Annotated in this window: 20 protein-coding genes; 6 read left to right on the top strand and 14 right to left on the bottom strand. The window is 63.8% G+C overall.

The window, feature by feature from the left end:
- Positions 1-18: 18 nt before the first annotated feature.
- The 6 genes from ACQKQA_RS08180 to soxR form a co-directional block, all read right to left on the bottom strand.
- Positions 19-591 carry a DUF6162 family protein gene (locus ACQKQA_RS08180; RefSeq protein ID WP_427555324.1) on the bottom strand — a complete coding sequence of 191 codons (573 nt, stop codon included), beginning with the start codon at positions 589-591 and terminating at the stop codon, positions 19-21.
- Positions 588-926 (bottom strand): hypothetical protein, encoded by a 339-nt coding sequence (locus ACQKQA_RS08175; RefSeq protein WP_427555322.1) that lies wholly within the window; start codon positions 924-926, stop codon positions 588-590. Before ACQKQA_RS08175 ends, ACQKQA_RS08180 begins: the two co-directional genes overlap by 4 nt.
- Positions 923-1,465, bottom strand: coding sequence for a thiamine pyrophosphate-binding protein (locus ACQKQA_RS08170; protein WP_427555320.1), 543 nt, complete (start codon positions 1,463-1,465; stop codon positions 923-925). Before ACQKQA_RS08170 ends, ACQKQA_RS08175 begins: the two co-directional genes overlap by 4 nt.
- The gene (locus ACQKQA_RS08165; RefSeq protein WP_427555318.1) at positions 1,462-2,673 is read right to left on the bottom strand and encodes a PepSY-associated TM helix domain-containing protein; all 1,212 of its coding nucleotides are present in this window, start codon (positions 2,671-2,673) and stop codon (positions 1,462-1,464) included. The genes ACQKQA_RS08170 and ACQKQA_RS08165 overlap by 4 nt, the downstream gene beginning before the upstream one ends.
- Positions 2,674-2,920: 247 nt before the next feature.
- Positions 2,921-3,379 (bottom strand): VOC family protein, encoded by a 459-nt coding sequence (locus tag ACQKQA_RS08160; protein ID WP_427555316.1) that lies wholly within the window; start codon positions 3,377-3,379, stop codon positions 2,921-2,923.
- A gap of 148 nt (positions 3,380-3,527) precedes the next feature.
- Complete coding sequence (gene soxR / locus ACQKQA_RS08155; RefSeq protein WP_427555314.1) at positions 3,528-3,983, bottom strand: redox-sensitive transcriptional activator SoxR; 456 nt, start codon at positions 3,981-3,983, stop codon at positions 3,528-3,530.
- A gap of 120 nt (positions 3,984-4,103) precedes the next feature.
- Here soxR and ACQKQA_RS08150 point away from each other — a divergent pair, with 120 nt between their 5' ends.
- Positions 4,104-4,469: an antibiotic biosynthesis monooxygenase gene (locus ACQKQA_RS08150; protein ID WP_427555312.1), complete on the top strand. Its 366-nt coding sequence runs from the start codon at positions 4,104-4,106 to the stop codon at positions 4,467-4,469.
- Here ACQKQA_RS08150 and ACQKQA_RS08145 read toward each other — a convergent pair.
- The 4 genes from ACQKQA_RS08145 to msuE form a co-directional block, all read right to left on the bottom strand.
- Positions 4,466-5,572 carry a sigma-54 interaction domain-containing protein gene (locus tag ACQKQA_RS08145; RefSeq protein ID WP_427555310.1) on the bottom strand — a complete coding sequence of 369 codons (1,107 nt, stop codon included), beginning with the start codon at positions 5,570-5,572 and terminating at the stop codon, positions 4,466-4,468. The genes ACQKQA_RS08150 and ACQKQA_RS08145 overlap by 4 nt on opposite strands.
- Before the next feature lie 18 nt (positions 5,573-5,590).
- Entirely contained in the window at positions 5,591-6,778 is a 1,188-nt protein-coding gene (locus ACQKQA_RS08140; protein ID WP_427555308.1) for an acyl-CoA dehydrogenase family protein, read from the bottom strand.
- 89 nt (positions 6,779-6,867) lie between these two features.
- The gene (gene ssuD / locus ACQKQA_RS08135; RefSeq protein WP_427555306.1) at positions 6,868-8,019 is read right to left on the bottom strand and encodes an FMNH2-dependent alkanesulfonate monooxygenase; all 1,152 of its coding nucleotides are present in this window, start codon (positions 8,017-8,019) and stop codon (positions 6,868-6,870) included.
- Positions 8,020-8,028: 9 nt separating this feature from the next.
- Positions 8,029-8,592, bottom strand: a complete 564-nt coding sequence (gene msuE, locus ACQKQA_RS08130) for an FMN reductase (protein ID WP_427555304.1) — start codon at positions 8,590-8,592, stop codon at positions 8,029-8,031.
- Positions 8,593-8,992: 400 nt separating this feature from the next.
- Between msuE and ACQKQA_RS08125 the strand changes: the two genes are divergently transcribed.
- The 3 genes from ACQKQA_RS08125 (at position 8,993) to ACQKQA_RS08115 (ending at position 12,616) form a co-directional block, all read left to right on the top strand.
- Positions 8,993-9,262 (top strand): hypothetical protein, encoded by a 270-nt coding sequence (locus tag ACQKQA_RS08125; protein WP_427555302.1) that lies wholly within the window; start codon positions 8,993-8,995, stop codon positions 9,260-9,262.
- A gap of 319 nt (positions 9,263-9,581) precedes the next feature.
- Positions 9,582-10,751, top strand: a complete 1,170-nt coding sequence (locus tag ACQKQA_RS08120; protein ID WP_427555300.1) for a cysteine desulfurase family protein — start codon at positions 9,582-9,584, stop codon at positions 10,749-10,751.
- A 56-nt stretch (positions 10,752-10,807) separates the two neighbouring features.
- Positions 10,808-12,616, top strand: coding sequence for an aminopeptidase P family protein (locus ACQKQA_RS08115; protein WP_427555298.1), 1,809 nt, complete (start codon positions 10,808-10,810; stop codon positions 12,614-12,616).
- 60 nt (positions 12,617-12,676) lie between these two features.
- Here the strand turns inward: ACQKQA_RS08115 and ACQKQA_RS08110 are convergent, their stop codons facing one another.
- Both ACQKQA_RS08110 and ACQKQA_RS08105 read right to left on the bottom strand, forming a co-directional pair.
- Complete coding sequence (locus ACQKQA_RS08110) at positions 12,677-13,267, bottom strand: 2-hydroxychromene-2-carboxylate isomerase (RefSeq protein ID WP_427555296.1); 591 nt, start codon at positions 13,265-13,267, stop codon at positions 12,677-12,679.
- Between the two features lie 37 nt (positions 13,268-13,304).
- Positions 13,305-14,045, bottom strand: coding sequence for an SDR family oxidoreductase (locus ACQKQA_RS08105; protein ID WP_427555294.1), 741 nt, complete (start codon positions 14,043-14,045; stop codon positions 13,305-13,307).
- 94 nt (positions 14,046-14,139) lie between these two features.
- Here ACQKQA_RS08105 and ACQKQA_RS08100 point away from each other — a divergent pair, with 94 nt between their 5' ends.
- Positions 14,140-14,709, top strand: a complete 570-nt coding sequence (locus ACQKQA_RS08100; protein ID WP_427555292.1) for a TetR/AcrR family transcriptional regulator — start codon at positions 14,140-14,142, stop codon at positions 14,707-14,709.
- An 11-nt stretch (positions 14,710-14,720) separates the two neighbouring features.
- Here ACQKQA_RS08100 and ACQKQA_RS08095 read toward each other — a convergent pair whose 3' ends face one another.
- Positions 14,721-15,002 carry a hypothetical protein gene (locus tag ACQKQA_RS08095; RefSeq protein ID WP_009044877.1) on the bottom strand — a complete coding sequence of 94 codons (282 nt, stop codon included), beginning with the start codon at positions 15,000-15,002 and terminating at the stop codon, positions 14,721-14,723.
- A gap of 170 nt (positions 15,003-15,172) precedes the next feature.
- Positions 15,173-16,060 (bottom strand): threonine/homoserine exporter RhtA, encoded by an 888-nt coding sequence (gene rhtA / locus ACQKQA_RS08090; protein ID WP_427555290.1) that lies wholly within the window; start codon positions 16,058-16,060, stop codon positions 15,173-15,175.
- Between the two features lie 182 nt (positions 16,061-16,242).
- On the opposite strand from rhtA, the gene ACQKQA_RS08085 reads away from it, so the two are divergent.
- A partial coding sequence (locus ACQKQA_RS08085) for a hypothetical protein (RefSeq protein ID WP_427555288.1) occupies positions 16,243-16,432 on the top strand: 190 nt, incomplete at its 3' end.

Raw genomic sequence — 16,432 nt, 5'->3', positions numbered from 1 at the left:
TCGGGTGAAGGCGTGGGTTCAGTGGCGATGCTGGCGGGTCACTCCGGCATCGAATTGCGCGACCACCTGCTGCCAGCCGGCGCTGGCCAGGGCGGCGTCGCTGAGGTCTTCGGGGGCGGCAAGGGACGGGGCGCGGTTGAGCCAGACGTCCGGCGCGGCGGCCGGGTCTTCGGCGATGCGCATCAGCAGTGAACCGGCCACTTCGTTGTTCTGGCTCAGGCCGATATAGGCCTGCTGGCGCAGTTGCCAGACATGCCCGCCGCGGCTCACCGAACTGGCGTCCTGGGCAAAGGGCGCGAAGCCTTCCTCGGCCAACTGCTCGGGCGTCGGTAGGGTTTGGGCTTCTTCGCGCAGCAGACGGATTTCGTCGAGGGTCACCCGCAGGTCGGCGTAGAGGCCTTGTTCGCCGGCGGTCAGGTCGCGGCGGGCGTCCAGTTGATGGCTGGCGACGCTGGCCACCTCGCGGGTTTCGCCACGCCAGAGCACCGTGGAGCCGGCCACGGCGAGGATCAGCAGGCACAGCAGCAGGACGTAGAGGGTTTCATGGCCGGCGCCGGCCGGGCGCACGACTTGGGTGGTGGAGGTGCTCATGGGGCCTCGATGTCGGCTTGGTCGATCTCGACCACATGGCCGGGGCCGGCGTCGAACAGCACGTAGAACTCGGCGTCGGGTTTCTTGAAGGTCAGGGTCGAGTCGGCGCCCAGTTTGCCGGGCAGCAGGATGGTTTCGTCGTAGCCGACCACGTCCAGGGTCACCCCCGGGGCGCCGCTGCCGTCGGAAAAGCCGCCGGTGCAGCGGATCTGCTCGCCGTCGATCTGCTTGCACTCGCACATCGGGTTGTGGGCCAGGACGCTGCCGCTGAATACCGCGCCGGCGAGCAATAGCGCGCCGGCACCGAGCCGGCGGGCGATGGGTAGAGCGATCATGGTTTGCTTCCTTGTTGGTTCAGCCAGGCGAGGGTGGCCGGGGAGGCCTGGCCCAGGGGGATGGCCGCCTGGTGCATGCTGCCGTCCCAGCCTTCCAGGGTGATCCACAGCTCGGCGTCGGCCTTGGTCTTTTCCGGAACGGGCAGGCTGGCCCCCATGCGGTACGGGCTGCCGAAGAAGATCACCCCGGCGGCGCGCAGGCTGCGGGGCTTGCCGATGCGCAGGTAGGTGGCCTTGACCCGGTCGATGCAGGTGTCGCACAGCGCGGCATTGAAGCCTTTCAGGTAGCCGGCCGGGCCTTGCAGCTGCGGCGGCTCGTTGCGCAACTCGGCCAGGCGCAGGCTCCAGGGGCCGACCTGGATCTCGCCGATCTCGCGCTCGCCCAGGCCGCTGTCGCCGCGGAACAGTGCCGCGTCGGCAAAGTACTTGGGCATGAAGCCCAGGGGGATCAGCAACAGCAGGATGTTCAGGTGGAAGCGCCATTTGTGCCAGAGTCGGCCCAGGGGCGAAGCCGGCGTTGCGGTATCGGTCTTGCTCACAGGTTGCCCTCCGGCGTGTCGGTGTGCAGGGCCGCCACCGGGCGCGTGGCGGCGCTGGGGCGAGGGGCCTTGTTACTGCGTTTGAGCGCCGCGGCGGTGGCCAGGGCGGTGCGTTTGGTCCAGATCAGCAGGCCGCTGAGCACCATCATGCTCAGCAGCAGGCCGAAGAAGCACCAGATCAGCTTGATCCAGATCCCGCCGAAATCCCCGGTGTGCAGCGGGCGCATAGACTCGGTGACGAACTCCAGCGGCGTGCGGTGGGACAGCAGGTGTGCGGTATCCACGGCACCGTTGTACGGGTTGAGGTTGGCGGTCTGGTACATCAGCGGGTACCAGCCGCGACCGCCGATGAACAGATGGCTGTAGGCGTTGCTCGGCAGGCTGACGAAACCGACCTCGAAGCCCGGGATTTTCTGGGTGGCAATGCGGATGGCTTCATCGACCCCGATCATCGGCGCCGGGCGGCCATCGGCGGAGATCGGCACGCTGTCGCGGGCGATCACCGGGACGATGGGTTCGCTGGAGATGCTGATCTGGTTGTCGCCGAGAATCGCCTGGATCAGGAACCAGGTGCCGGTGATGGAGATCACCGCGATGAACCAGATCGACCAGATGCCGCTCAGGCGATGGAAGTCGCCCCAGAAGATCCGTGCGCCGTGGCGCAGGCGCAGGGTCGGCTTGAGAAAGCCTTTCCAGAACTTCTTGTAGACCACCAGGCCCGTGATCAGCGAGGCCAGCATCGGCAGGCCGAGCAGCGACACCAGGTACCAGCCCCAGCTGTAGCCGTTGGTGAAGGGCACCAGCCACCAGCCGTGCAGGGCGCGGGTGAAGGCCTGGAAATTGAACGGCGGGCTGACGCCCTGGATCGCCCCGGTGTACGGGTTGACATAGACCGCGACAGAGCGGCCGTCGGGATAGCTGACCTCCACGGTCAGGGCGAAATGTCCTTCGTCGGGGGTGCTGATGCTTTCCACCAGGGTCTGGGGTTCGGCCTGCTTGATGGCCGCGACGATCTGGTCGTAGCTCAGCGGCTGGGCGTCGTCGCTAGGCTTGCTGGCGCGGATGTCCGGGTTGGCCAGCCAGACGATCTCCTGGCTGACCACGGCCAGGGTGCCGGTGACGCAGACGATCAGCACAAAGAACCAGATGGGCAGCGCCAGCCAGCTATGAACCAGAAACCAGATTTTCGAGCGGGACTTCTTCGACATTGAACACGCGTCTTGATTCGAGGAGTGGGGCCGCGGCAGGGCTTTCGCCAACGCGGCCGGCTGCATCTAATTAAGACGAATGAGAATCGTAAATCCCGAAAGACGATATGAAAGTAAATGTTTCCGCGCGACCGACGGCGCGGAAGACGGGGGACACCATCGCGAGCAAGCTCGCTCCTACAGGGGAATGCGGGCTCTTCTGTAGGAGCGAGGCTTGCCCGCGATCAGCGGTCTCCAGGCAGAACATCTATCCCTGTTGGAACATCTCCCTGGCCCGCTGTTTGACCTGCTCTTCGCTCAGGTTCTCCTTGCGGGAGGCAAGAAACCACAGGTGGCCGAACGGATCTTTCAGGCTGCCGGTGCGGTCGCCGTAGAACTGGTCCTTGACCTCGGACACCACCTTGGCGCCGGCGGCGATGGCCTGGGCGAACTGTTTGTCGACATCCTCGACGTACAGGTGCAGGCCGACGGAAGGCGATTGCCCTGGATCGTGGAACGCCTCCTGCTCGCAAGGCGTAGCGAGCATGATCGGGTAGTCGCCGATGCGCAGTTCGGCATGGCCGACGCTGCCGTCGGGCATGTCCAGGCGCATAGTCTGGATGGCGCCGAAGGCTTTCTTGTAGAACTCGATAGCCTGGGCGGCCTGGGCAATCCCCAGGTAGGGCGTGACGCCGTGGTAACCCTCGGGGATGGGTTTAACGCTCATCGCGGTTCTCCTTGATGTGGTCACAGGGTTCGTCGGTGCAGCGAACCTTGGCCGGTTTTCCGGTGGGTTCACTATAGGCACGGCAGGTCCCCTGACCGGCCTGGACCGACGAGTGGATCCAATTTCGGAGGGGGAGCGGGTAATAGCCTCAATCGGTTTCCAGCAAGCGCGCGCCCGGGCCGCGTTCGCCCAGCATGTCGCCCTGATTGCGCAGCGGGCAGGCTTCCATCGACAGGCAGCCGCAGCCGATGCAGCCGTTGAGGCGGTCCCGCAGCAGGGTCAGTTGCTGGATCCGCTCGTCCAACTCGAGGCTCCACTGCTCGGACAGCCGCTTCCAGTCGGCCGCCGTCGGCGCGCGGTGGTCCGGCAGGCTGTGCAGCGCCTGGCCAATTTCCGCCAGGGGAATGCCCAGGCGCTGCGCCACCTTGATCAGCGCCACCCGGCGCAACACTTCCCGCGGGTAGCGGCGCTGGTTGCCGGCGTTGCGGTTGCTCTTGATCAGGCCCTTGCTTTCATAGAAATGCAGGGCGGTGACCGCCACGCCGCTGCGGGCGGCCAGTTGACCGACGGTGAGTTCCTTCTGGGTGGCTGGCGGATTGAGCATGGGGCGCTCCGGCTGACAGGTAATGAGCAAAAGGCGCTTGACCTCTAGTTAACTCGAAGTTTTACCCTGCAGGCCTTCGAATCGCAAGATTCGGTTTTATCCGTCAGTGGGGGACTCTCCATGCACTCGCTTGAGCAAAACCGTAGCTTCACCCAATTGATCGAATTCGAGATCGAACCCCATCAGCAAGCCGGGCTGATCGCCGCGCTGTCCGAGCAGACCGAGCGTCTGGCCCAGGGCTGCCGGGGCTTCCTGAGTGCCAGCGTGCAGGCCAGCGATGACGGCCGGCGGGTGCTCAACTACCTGCAATGGCGAACCCGGGAAGCCGGCGAGGCGGCCTTCCAGGGGTTCGAGAAAGGGGAACAGGACTTCTGGCAACTGATCCGTGCCTATCGGGCCAAGACCGTGACCTTCGGTTCGTTCCAGGTGGTGCGCAGCATCGAATGCAGCCCGGACAACGCGCTGCACTGCCGGCTGGCCAGCTAGATCGACAGTTGCAGGGTGCGCTCGTGCTGGCCGGGGTTTTCCGGCGGGCGGCGCTTGTTCACCGTCAGTTCGCCGATCTTGATCAGCCGGGTGCGGGTGACGTTGCGGCTCAGGCCCAGCAGGTTGGCGGTGTGCACCTGGTTGTAATGGCTGAAGCGGTAGGCTGCGCGCAGCAGGGCATCTTCGACCTTCTCGTGCAGGGCTCCGGCCTGTTCTTCGAAGAGTTTGCGAAAGGCCCGTTCCAACAGAGCTTCGGCTGAGTCGTCGCGGCTGGGGTGGCTGTCGTCCTGGCGCTCGATGCGCAGGTTCGACAGGCGCAGGTCGTCGCGCTCGATCACACCGTCGCGGCAGATCAGCAGCGTGTGATGGATGACGTTTTCCAGCTCGCGGATATTGCCCGGCCAGCTGTAGTTGCGCAGCTTGTGCTCGGCCTCGGGGCTGATGGTGACGGTGCCATAGCCCAGCCGCTGGCTATAGGCCTCGATGAAGTGCCGGGTCAGCGGCAGGATATCGCCGGGGCGTTCGCGCAGCGGGCTCAGTTCCAGGCTGACCACGTCGAGGCGGTAATACAGGTCCTCGCGGAAATGCCCGGCGTTGATGGCTTTTTCCAGCTGCACGTTGGTCGCCGCCAGCACCCGCACGTCGATGGCAATGCTTTTGCGCGAGCCGAGGCGCACCACTTCACGCTCCTGCAACACCCGCAGCAACTTCACCTGGATCGCCAGCGGCAGGTCGCCGATCTCGTCGAGGAACAGGGTGCCGCCGTTGGCCTCCTCGAACCAGCCAGCCTTGGCGCTCAAGGCGCCGGTGAAGGCGCCTTTCTCATGGCCGAACAGCTCGGCCTCCACCAGCGATTCGGAGAACGCACCGCAGTTCACCGCCACGAAGGGCCGGTTGCGCCGGGCGCTGAGGTTGTGGATGTGGCGCGCCACCAGCTCCTTGCCGGTACCGGTCTCGCCGATGATCAGCACGCTGGCCTCGCTGGGCGCGACCTGCTGCAGATGCGCCAGCAGGGCCTGGGATTTAGGGTCCTCGAACACCTGGGCGGTGGCGCGGATCGAGGTGGCCAGGGCGGGCGAGGGCGGTAGGGTCAGCAGTTGCATGGGCGGGCTCCGGGCAGGCTAGGAATAGAAAGTCGGGGTCGGCAGGGACTGGTTCAGCGCCCAGTCGCCCAGCTCATGGCGCTTGTAATCCACCGGGTCGTGCAGGGTTTGCGTGCGCAGGTTGCGCCAATGCCGGTCCAGGCGCAGGGAGGCATGGGTGGAGCGGGCGCCGGTGACCTCGAACAGGCGGCTGCACAACTCCAGGCCCTGGCGGCTGGTCGCAACCTTGGCGGTGGCGATGGCCGTGGCCAGGTGCCCGCGTTCCTCGGCACTGAGGTTCGGGCCCTTGGCCCAGGCCTTGTCCAGCAGCTGCGCCGCCCGTTCCACCAACAACCGCATGCCTTCCAGAGCCACCCAGAAGTCGCCGTAATGGCCCAGCACGTAAGGGTCGCGAGAGGCCTCTTGCGCGCTGGATTTATGCCAGGGCCGGGTTTCGTTGAGGGTGTACTGGCGCGCCTCGTCAAAGGCACCTTCGGCGATGCCGAGGAACATATGGCTGAAGGTCAGCTGGGCAATCAGCGGGCGCAGGCAGGCGAACGGCGTGCTCAACGGGCCCGGGTCGAGCAGCAGTTCCGACTCCTCGACCCGCACCCGCTCGAAGCTGGCGCTACCGCTGTCGGTCTGGCGCTGGCCCATGTTGTTCCAGTCGTTGTGCAGGGTGATGCCGCTGCGGCCGCTGGGGATGGCGGCGATCAGCAGCTTGCCGCCGTTGCTTTCGTCGACCGCCGAGGCGATGAGCATTTCCGAGTCGCTGGCGCCGGAGCAGAAGCTCTTCTTGCCGGAAAACTCGCGCCAGCCGCCGAGGTTCTTCACCACGGTGCGGGTGTCCAGGGGGTTGAGGGCGTTGCCCCAGAACCAGTTCTTGCGCGCGGTCTGTTCGAACCAGGGCTGCCATTGTTCGGGCCGGGCGAACAGGCGCACGGTGGCCAGCATCAGGTGATGGAAACCGAAGACGTGGGCGATGGAACTGTCGACCTTGGCGAACTCGCGGACGATGTTCAGGGTCTCGCTCCAGCTGGCGCCGAGGCCGCCGTACTGGGTGGGAATGCTCAGGGCCAGCAGCCCGCTGTGGCGCAGGGCGTCGCGCTGGGCTTTCGGGGTGCCGCCACGCTCGTCGCGTTCGACGGCGGTCAGGGCAAACTCGGCCGCCAGCTGGCGAGCGGTCTGCAAGGGGGACAACAGGGCGCTTTGCGGCTTGGCAGTCACGCGGTGTTCCTCGTTGGGGCCGGTTGGGCGGCCGTGGAGTTGGTGGGCCGACTTGCCCGCGATGGCGTTCTATCAGGCGATGAAGGCCCTCAAGCCCCAGCCGCTTTTTGGCTTGGCAGCACATCGTTGGCGATCATTTCGCCGAACGGCCCGGTGAGGTTGGTCACGCCGCGTCCGGCCAGGCTGGCGTAGGGTTCCGGCAGCAGCGGGAACACCAGTTCGGCGAAGCGATAGGCCTCTTCCAGATGCGGGTAGCCGGAGAAGATGAAGCTTTCGATTCCCAGGTCCGCGTACTCCTTGATGCGTGCCGCCACCTGTTGCGGATTGCCCACCAGCGCGGTGCCGGCGCCGCCACGCACCAGGCCGACGCCGGCCCAGAGGTTGGGGGCGATTTCCAGGTTGTCGCGTCGTCCGTCGTGCAAGGCGGCCATGCGCCGCTGGCCTTCGGAGTCGAAGCGCGAGAAGGATTGCTGGGCGGCGGCGATGGTCTCGTCGCTGATGTGTTCGATCAGCCTGTTCGCGGCTTTCCAGGCGTCTTCTTCGGTTTCGCGCACGATCACATGCAGGCGGATACCGAACTTCACAGTGCGCCCGTGGCGCGCGGCGCGCTCGCGCACGTCGGCGAGTTTCTCGGCGACGGCGGCCGGTGGTTCGCCCCAGGTCAGGTAGACGTCCACCTGTTCGGCGGCGAGGTCATGGGCGGCGTCGGAGGAGCCGCCGAAATACAGCGGCGGGTAGGGCTTCTGCACAGGCGGGTACAGGGCCTTGGCGTTCTGCACGTGCAAATGCTTGCCTTCGAAGTCCACGGCTTCGCCCTGCAACACCCGGCGCCAGATCCTGAGGAACTCGTCAGTGACCTCGTAGCGCTCGCTGTGGCTGAGGAAGCTGCCGTCGCCGCGGTTCTCGTCGGGGTCGCCGCCGGTCACCACATTGATCAGCAGGCGGCCGTTGGACAGCCGGTCCAAGGTGGCGGCCATGCGTGCCGATACGGTCGGCGAGATGATCCCCGGACGAATCGCCACCAGGTAGCGCAGGCGTTCGGTCAGCGGCACCAGCGCCGAGGCGATCACCCAGGAGTCTTCGCAGGAGCGCCCGGTAGGGATCAGCACGCCGTGGTAACCCAGGCTGTCCGCGGCTTGGGCCACTTGCTTGAGGTAGTGGAGGGTGACCGGGCGCGCGCCCTGGGCGGTGCCCAGGTAATGGCCGTCGCCGTGGGTCGGAAGAAACCAGAACACATCCATGACAGGTCCTTAAGCGATTTTCAGCAGAGGGTTCGGGTGCACGCCGAACAGCGGCGCGGCACGTTCTGCCGCAAGGCGAATGCGGGCCTTCAAGGGCTCGCTGGTTATCTGGTAGTTGGCGAAGTCGGCCTCGGTGGCATAGACGCCGATCGGCAAGGTCACGGCCTGGAAGAAACTCAACAGCGGGCGCAGTTGGTGATCGAGCACCAGGGCGTGGCGTTCGCTGCCACCGGTGGCGGCCAGCAACACCGGGGTGTCGATCAGGGCGTTGAGGTCGATCAGGTCGAACAGGTGCTTGAGCAGACCCGGGTAGGAGCCGCGATACACCGGTGCCGCGACGAGCAGCAGGTCGGCGCTTTCGATGGCCTGCAACTCGGCTTCGACTTGCGCCGTCAGTTCCTGGCGGGACAGGGCCGCGCCCAACGGCCGGGCGATATCGCCCAGCTCGATGAGCCTGCTCTCGATCGGCAAGTGCTGCGCCAGTTCGGCGAGCAGCGCCTGGGTCAGCACCAGGGTGCGCGAGGGGCGCCAGGTACCGCCGGACAGGGCAACGACTTTCAATGGACGCGACATGATCAGTTCCTTAACAGGGGCTCGGCGAGCAGTGAGTAGTCCCAGGGCTTGAGCAAGAGCTGTACCAGCAGCGCAAAGCCTTGGCTGGCAGGGCTTGTGGCGCTTTTGCCGGGTGGTTGCTGTTGTTCGGCAGACAGTGTTTTGTTGATTGACTGTTGCCTGGCGAACAGTTGCTCAGGCAACAGCGGGTGCGGCGATGGGCCTGTTATATAGGCTTGCTGATATGCCTAAAAAATACTTTGTTTCTATATTTATAGATCTGTATGGAATATTTGAGGGCGTCATGGAGCGGTAGTAGAAGTCATCGATAGCGACTATTGAGTCTGTTGATTTCTGTCCCGGAAAGGGCGGCGGTAGCCTGTGTCCATTGCCTCGCAGCCCAGATCCAGGAGCTTTTGCCATGAACCGTTCATTCGTCTTTTCCCTGTTCGCCGCCACTGTGGTCCTGGCCGGTTGTGCCAGCCAGCCGGGCCCGGAATCGCGCCCTTATACTGCGGAGGAAACCCGCGAACTGGCGATGGAGGCCCTGAACCGGCGCGGGCTGTCCTTCGACGAATACCAGCAGAAAAAGGCCGAGCTGCTGAGGGCTGCGCAACCGACCTTCGGTTTCGACCAGCAGGGTGAGATGAATGCCGAGCACACTGTGGTCCTGCATGGCCGCGCCAGCTGATTCAGCGAGCCGTCATGTTCCTGCTCGCAACGGCTGACGGGCTGCCAGTCGCGGGCTGCAAAACCCTGTGGTGATTTTTCCTGCCTCGCCCTGTTCTTCGGCCCCGTGGCCGAACCTCGCTTAACCCGGCTCCCGGAGCCTGTTAAGCTGCCCCTCGGGAGCGTTCCTACGCACTTTTAAACGAAGTTGTCCTTCTTTAACTGCATCCGATCGGGTACTGCTGACGGTCTGCCGTTGTTGCGTTGCCGCAAGGGCGCACACAGGCATTCGGCACCGAGCGAACCTTGATCCTGGAACAGGCTCTGCGAGTATTTTTGTGATGAACGAACGTCCTCTCTATTTCGATTACGCCGCCACCACGCCGGTGGATGAGCGGGTCATCCAGGTGATGGTGGAATGCCTGGGGTTCACGGGTAACTTCGGCAACCCGGCATCCAGTTCCCACGCCTTCGGCCAGCAGGCCCGGCGCAGCGTCGAGCTGGCGCGGCAGCAGGTCGCGCAACTGGTGGGCGCGGCCCCCGAACAGATCGTCTGGACCTCCGGCGCCACCGAATCCAACAATTTGGCGCTCAAGGGCGTGGCCCAGGCCCGGGGTGTTTCCGGTGGGCATGTCGTCACCAGCCAGATCGAACACAAGGCCATTCTCGATACCGCCAGCCAGTTGCAGGCGGCCGGCGTGGCCGTGACTTACCTGGTGCCGGACCGCGATGGGCTGATCACGCCCGAGGCGGTCAGCGCAGCCTTGCGCGAGGACACCTTCCTGGTGTCGCTGATGCTGGTCAACAACGAGCTGGGCACCCTCAATGACATCCCCGGTATTGGGCGCGTGGTGCGTGAGCACGGAGCGCTGCTGCATGTGGATGCGGCCCAGGGCGTGGGCAAGGTGGCGATTGACCTGGCGCAGTGGCCGGTGGACCTGATGTCCTTTTCCGCCCACAAGATCTACGGACCCAAGGGGATTGGTGCGCTTTACGTCGGCCCGCGCGCCCAGCAGCGCTTGCAGGCGCAGATCCACGGCGGAGGCCATGAAGGCGGCTTGCGTTCCGGGACGCTCGCCACCCATCAGATTGCCGCCATGGGCGCCGCCTTTGCCCTGGCGGCCGAACATTTCGACGAAGAAGCGGCGACTATCGTGCGCCTGCGTGAGCGCCTGCTCGAACAACTGGCCGATGTGCCGGGGCTACGCTTGAATGGCAGTCTGGACCGGCGTATCCCGCATACCTTGAGCCTGACGTTCGGTGAGGGGGAGTTCAATCCGGCGGCCCTGAGTGCTTCAATCGCGTTTTCCGCGACCTCGGCCTGTAACTCGGCGAGCAATGCGCCGTCCCATGTGTTGCTGGCGCTGGGGCTCGACGCCCGGGCCGCTGGCCGGACCATCCGTCTGAGCCTGGGGCGCTTCACCACCGAGCAGGACGTCGATCGGGCGGCCCAACTGATCAAGGCTTCATCCGCCAGCGCGCCGGCATTCTGGGCGGTTACCCAACCCTGAGGGCCAAGGTCCTCGGTATCCAATAACAATGATTGACCTGGTTAGCAGGAGACACAATGAGTACACAGCCCTTGACCAATGGAGTGGTCCCCCAGCGCCTGGCGCGCACCCGTGAACTGATGAGCCGCGAGGGCATTCATGCCCTGTTGGTGCCGTCGGCCGACCCGCACCTGTCGGAATACCTGCCCGGTTACTGGCAGGGGCGGCAGTGGCTGTCGGGGTTCCACGGTTCGGTCGGCACCCTGATCGTGACCGCGGACTTCGCCGGGGTCTGGGCCGACAGCCGCTATTGGGAGCAAGCGACCAAGGAACTCAAAGGCAGCGGCATCGAGTTGGTCAAGCTGCTGCCGGGCCAGCCCGGCCCCCTGGACTGGCTGGCCGAACAGACCCCGGAAGGGGGTGTGGTCGCAGTCGACGGTGCAGTGATGGCGGTGGCTTCGGCGCGCACCCTGGGCAACAAGCTGCAGGAGCGAGGCGCTCGCCTGCGGACCGACATAGACCTGTTGAATGAGGTCTGGAGCGATCGTCCGAGCCTGCCGAACCAGCCGATCTATGAGCATTTGCCGCCCCAGGCCACGGTCAGCCGCGGCGAAAAACTCGGCAAGTTGCGCGAAACCCTGAAGGAACGCGGTGTGGACTGGCACTTCATCGCCACCCTCGACGATATCGCCTGGCTGTTCAACCTGCGTGGCGCTGACGTCTCGTTCAACCCGGTGTTCGTCTCCTTCGCCCTGGTCAGCCAGCAGCAGGCGACGCTGTTCGTGGCCTTGAGCAAGGTCGACCAGGCGTTGCGCTCCGTGCTGGAACAGGATGGGGTCACTCTGCGGGATTACAGCGAAGTGGCCGCCGCCCTGAGTGCGATTGCCGACGGTGCGAGCCTGTTGGTCGATCCGGCGCGGGTTACCAGCGGTTTGCTGGATAACCTCGGCAGCGGCGTGAAGCTGCTGGAAGGCCTGAACCCGACCACGCTGGCCAAGTCGCAGAAGAGCCTGGCCGATGCCGAGCATATTCGTCAGGCCATGGAGCAGGACGGGGCGGCGCTCTGCGAGTTCTTCGCCTGGCTGGAGTCGGCCTGGGGACGGGAACGCATCACCGAGCTGACCATCGACAAGCATCTGACCGCGGCGCGGACCCGTCGTCCGGGGTACGTCTCCCTGAGCTTCAACACCATCGCCGCGTTCAATGCCAACGGTGCGATGCCGCATTACCATGCCACCGAAGAAGAGCATGCCGTGATCGAAGGCGACGGCCTGCTGCTGATCGACTCTGGCGGCCAATACCTGGGCGGCACCACGGACATCACCCGCATGGTTCCGGTCGGCAAGCCGAGCGCCGAGCAGAAGCGCGATTGCACGCGGGTGCTCAAGGGCGTGATCGCCTTGTCCCGGGCGCAGTTCCCGCGGGGCATCCTGTCGCCCCTGCTGGATTCCATCGCCCGGGCGCCGATCTGGGCCGAAGGCGTGGACTACGGGCATGGCACCGGCCATGGCGTGGGTTACTTCCTGAATGTCCACGAAGGCCCGCAAGTGATCGCCTATCAGGCGGCGCCGGCGCCGCAGACTGCGATGCAGCCGGGGATGATCACCTCCATCGAACCGGGTACCTATCGTCCAGGGCGTTGGGGCGTGCGTATCGAAAACCTGGCGATGAACCGTGAAGCCGGTAGCACCGAGTTTGGCGAGTTCCTCAAGTTCGAAACCCTGACGCTGTGCCCGATCGACAGTCGCTGCCTGGAACCGTCGCTGCTGACCCAGGACGAGCGCGAATGGCTCAATGCCTATCACGCCGAAGTGCGTCGGCGCCTGAGCCCGCTGCTGCAGGGCGCGGGGTTGGCGTGGCTGAATACCCGGACCGCCGCTCTCTGAAAGTGAATCGCGCCGCCAGCGTTGGGCGGGCGGCGCGCATTCGTGGCTTGATGCCTTGGCTCAACTCAAGGCTTCGAGGACAAAGTCCAGGCGATCCTGGCCGAAGAACAACTGGTTATCGACGAACATGCTCGGCGCGCCAAAAACGCCGCGTTGCAAGGCTTGTTCGGTCTTGTCCTTGAGGGCGTTCTTGACCTCTTCGTCGTTGGCCAGGGCCAGCACTTCCTGCGGGTCGAAACCCGCCTCGCTCAGTACTGCGGCAATAGTGTCCTGATCGTTCAGATTGCGCTGCTCGACCCAGAGTGCGCGGAACAGGCAATCGATAAAACCGACAAAACGCTGCGGGTGGCGCAGCTGCATACCGGTCACCGCGCGCATCAGCAGCAGGGTGTTGATCGGGAAGTGTGGGTTGAATGCCAGGGGTACCTGATAACGCTTGGCGTAACGGGCCAGGTCGGCAAGCATGTAGCGCCCCTTGGCGGGGATGCTGATTGGCGAAGCATTGCCGGTGACCTTGAAGACGCCGCCAAGCAGCATGGGCTGATAAATCAGCTGGCTGCCCGTCTGGGCGCAGATCTTCGGTAGCTGGGTGTAGGCCAGGTACGAGGTCGGGCTGCCCAGGTCGAAAAAGAACTCGACGGTTTTGCTCATGGGTGGTGCTCCCTTTTTGTTGTTCTGCAGGAGGGGGTTACCAGCGCTCGTTCCAGGGCCGCAGATCCAGTTCGAAGGTCCAGGCATCTCGCGGCTGGCTGTGCAGGTGCCAGTAGTTGTCGGCGATATGTTCGGGATTGAGGATGCCGTCTTCCTCCTTGAGCGCGTACTTTTCCGGGAAGCTGGTGCGGATGAAGTCGGTGTCGATGGCGCCATCGACCACCACGTGGGCCACGTGGATATTCAGCGGCCCCAGCTCCCGGGCCATGCTTTGCGCCAGGGCACGGATGCCGTGCTTGGCGCCGGCGAAGGCGGCAAACCCCGCCGCACCGCGCAGGCCTGCGGTGGCGCCGGTGAACAGAATGGTCCCGCGTTTGCGGACGACCATGCGCTTGGCCACTTCCCGCGCATTGAGAAAGCCGGAGAAGCAGGCCATTTCCCAGATCTTGAAGTACTTGCGCGCGGTTTCCTCAAGGATGCTGCACGGCACGTTGGCGCCGATATTGAACACCAGGGCTTCGATCGGGCCGATCTCGCTTTCGATCCGTTCGATCAAGGCAATCACTTCTTCCTCTTTTCGGGCGTCACAGGCAAACCCGTGGGCTTCGCCTCCCGATTGCCGGATGGCATCGACCAGGGGCTGCAGTTTCTCCGCACTGCGCCGGGTGACGCAGGCCGCAAAGCCTTCCCGGGCAAAACGCTTGGCGATTGCACTGCCTGTGGCATCGCCGGCGCCGACGACCAAAACGACTTTCTTGTTCTCTGTGGCTGTAGTCATGGTGGGATCGCTCTATGGGTAAACGGTCGTTAACTAAACGAACGTTATGCTACGATCTGCGGAGCCGTCAAGGTGAAGTGAGGAGGGGGAAGTCATGCGGTATTCGGCCAGTCACAAGCAGGAAACCCGGGAGCGGCTGCTGGAAAGCAGCGCTGTGTCAGCTAAACAGGCCGGGTTCTCGACTGTGGGCGTCGATGGCCTGATGAAAGCGATCGGCCTGAGCGGCGGTGCGTTCTACAGCCATTTTTCATCCAAGGATGAGCTGTTCAGTTCGATCGTCGAGCGGGAGCTGCGGCTGAGTCTTGAGCGTCTGGGGGCGGATGGCGAACAGAGCCGGATGCGGCTTGAGCGCTGTCTCAAGCACTATTTGAGCATGGCGCACGTCGAGAGCCCCGCAACGGGCTGTGCGCTGCCGGCCTTGGGGGCGGAAATTTCACGGGCGGACGAGGCGGTTCGACAGCAGGCGCAAGACTGGATTTGCCGCTTGCAGCAGAGTTGGGCACGCACCCTGGGCAGCGACAGCCTGGCCTGGTCGATCCTGTCGCAATGTGTTGGGGCGCTGGTGGTGGCGCGAATGCTGGTCAGCCAGGACATTCAGCGCCAGGTGCTGAAATCGAGCCATGACGAAATCACTCGCCAGTTGTCGCCCGAGGATGTGCGGTAGGCAGGAACTGCCTACTTGCAGATGACGATCATGCTGCGGCTGGTGTAGCCGGCGGGGTTCAGGCCAAAGGGGTAGTCACCCGGGTCTTCCACCGTATCGCCGGACTTGGCGATCACTTTGTAGCCCTTGGGGCCACAGGAGGCTGCGGCGCTGGCGTAGCATTTGTCCCAGGAGGAGGACAGGCCGGAGCAGTTGATGTGCAATCCCTTCTTTCCGCGTTTGACTTCGGTTTTTGAAGTCGCGGCGCAACCTGCGATGGCAAGTACGGCTAACAGAATCAAAAAACGTTTCATTCCCGTCCCTATTACTGATCCCGGATCTGTTGCCCGAGTTCGACTGCGTTAGCTGTCACTTTTAGCGTCTGTGCGGTCCTTGCCCGAAAAATCCATGACTGGCGCTGAGTTAGAGCGCCTAAACATGGCCTAATTAAGCGGCAAATACCAGAGCTATGTACAACCGAGAATCAATCAGCTGCTACCAAAGGTTTCGATTCGCTGCGCATGGTCATGGTTGCGCCTACTGACGCCAGGATGATGCAGGCGATGGCTATCCACTGTGCGAGGGACAGGTACTCGTGAAGGAACAGCAATCCGGACAAGGCGCCGAAAGCGGGCTCGATGCTCATCAGCGTGCCGAAGGTTCTTGCTGGCATGCGGGTCAGGGCAACCATCTCCAGGCTGTAGGGGAGGGCAGTGGAGAGAACGGCCACGCCGATGGCGATGGGGATCAGGCCTGGTGTCAGCAAGGCGGCCCCCGCGTGGACGATACCGATAGGGGCGACGAACAAGGCGGCGATCATTACGCCGAGCGCGGCGGTCTGAATACCGTTGTCGGCTCCGGCCTTTTGCCCGAACAGAATGTACAGGGCCCAGCAGACCCCGGCCCCCAATGCGTAGCCAGCGCCGATCAGGTCGATGCCGGCACTCGTATCGCTGGTCGGGATCAACAGCAGCAAGCCGATGATCGCCAGGGCAATCCAGAGAAAGTCGATGGCCTTGCGCGAAGCATAAATGGCCACGGCAAGCGGACCGGTGAACTCCAGGGCTACGGCGATTCCCAGAGGAACGCTGCGTAGCGACATATAGAAGAGGAAGTTCATGCCGCCCAGTGCCATGCCATAGACGATGACGGTGCGCAGGGACTTGGCGGTGAGCTTGGCGCGCCATGGGCGCAGCAGGAGCAGCATGATGATGCTGGCGAAAATCAGGCGCAGCGTAGTGGTGCCCTGTGCTCCCACGATCGGGAACATGCTTTTGGCCAGGGAGGCACCGGATTGAATGGACGCCATGGCAATCAGCAGCAGTCCCACCGGGAACAGCGTCGAGGCAAGGCTGCGGGGTTGGTCATTCATGGCAAGGCATCATCCGGATCAGAGGGCGGTAGGTTCGGTGCGGCGACATGATGCTCAACTAAGAGCGCTTGAGCAATATATTGCTCATGGTGTTTCTATGCTTCTTATATAGAGGCGGATTCGTCTGGTTTTTTTAGGATATTGATAGAACAGCTAAATTAGGGGTTGACGGTAGATTCTACATGTCTATAATTCGCCCCACTTCCGGCGCAGTCGAAACGGAAAACTCCTTGATATTCAATGAGTTATACGATTTTCGACAGCGGTTGCGCTTCAATTCAGCGAAGCCCGAAGGAGTCGATAAGGCAGTGTGGTTTCGCCTGATTGACGATTCGATCGTCTCGGTCGAAAGCGGAGCAAAAGAGGTGTTGA

The sequence above is a fragment of the Pseudomonas sp. NPDC089530 genome, assembly GCF_050280705.1.
Lineage (GTDB): Bacteria > Pseudomonadota > Gammaproteobacteria > Pseudomonadales > Pseudomonadaceae > Aquipseudomonas.
Note: the sequence above shows the minus strand (reverse complement) of the source record. Positions and strands in the feature narration are given on the sequence as shown.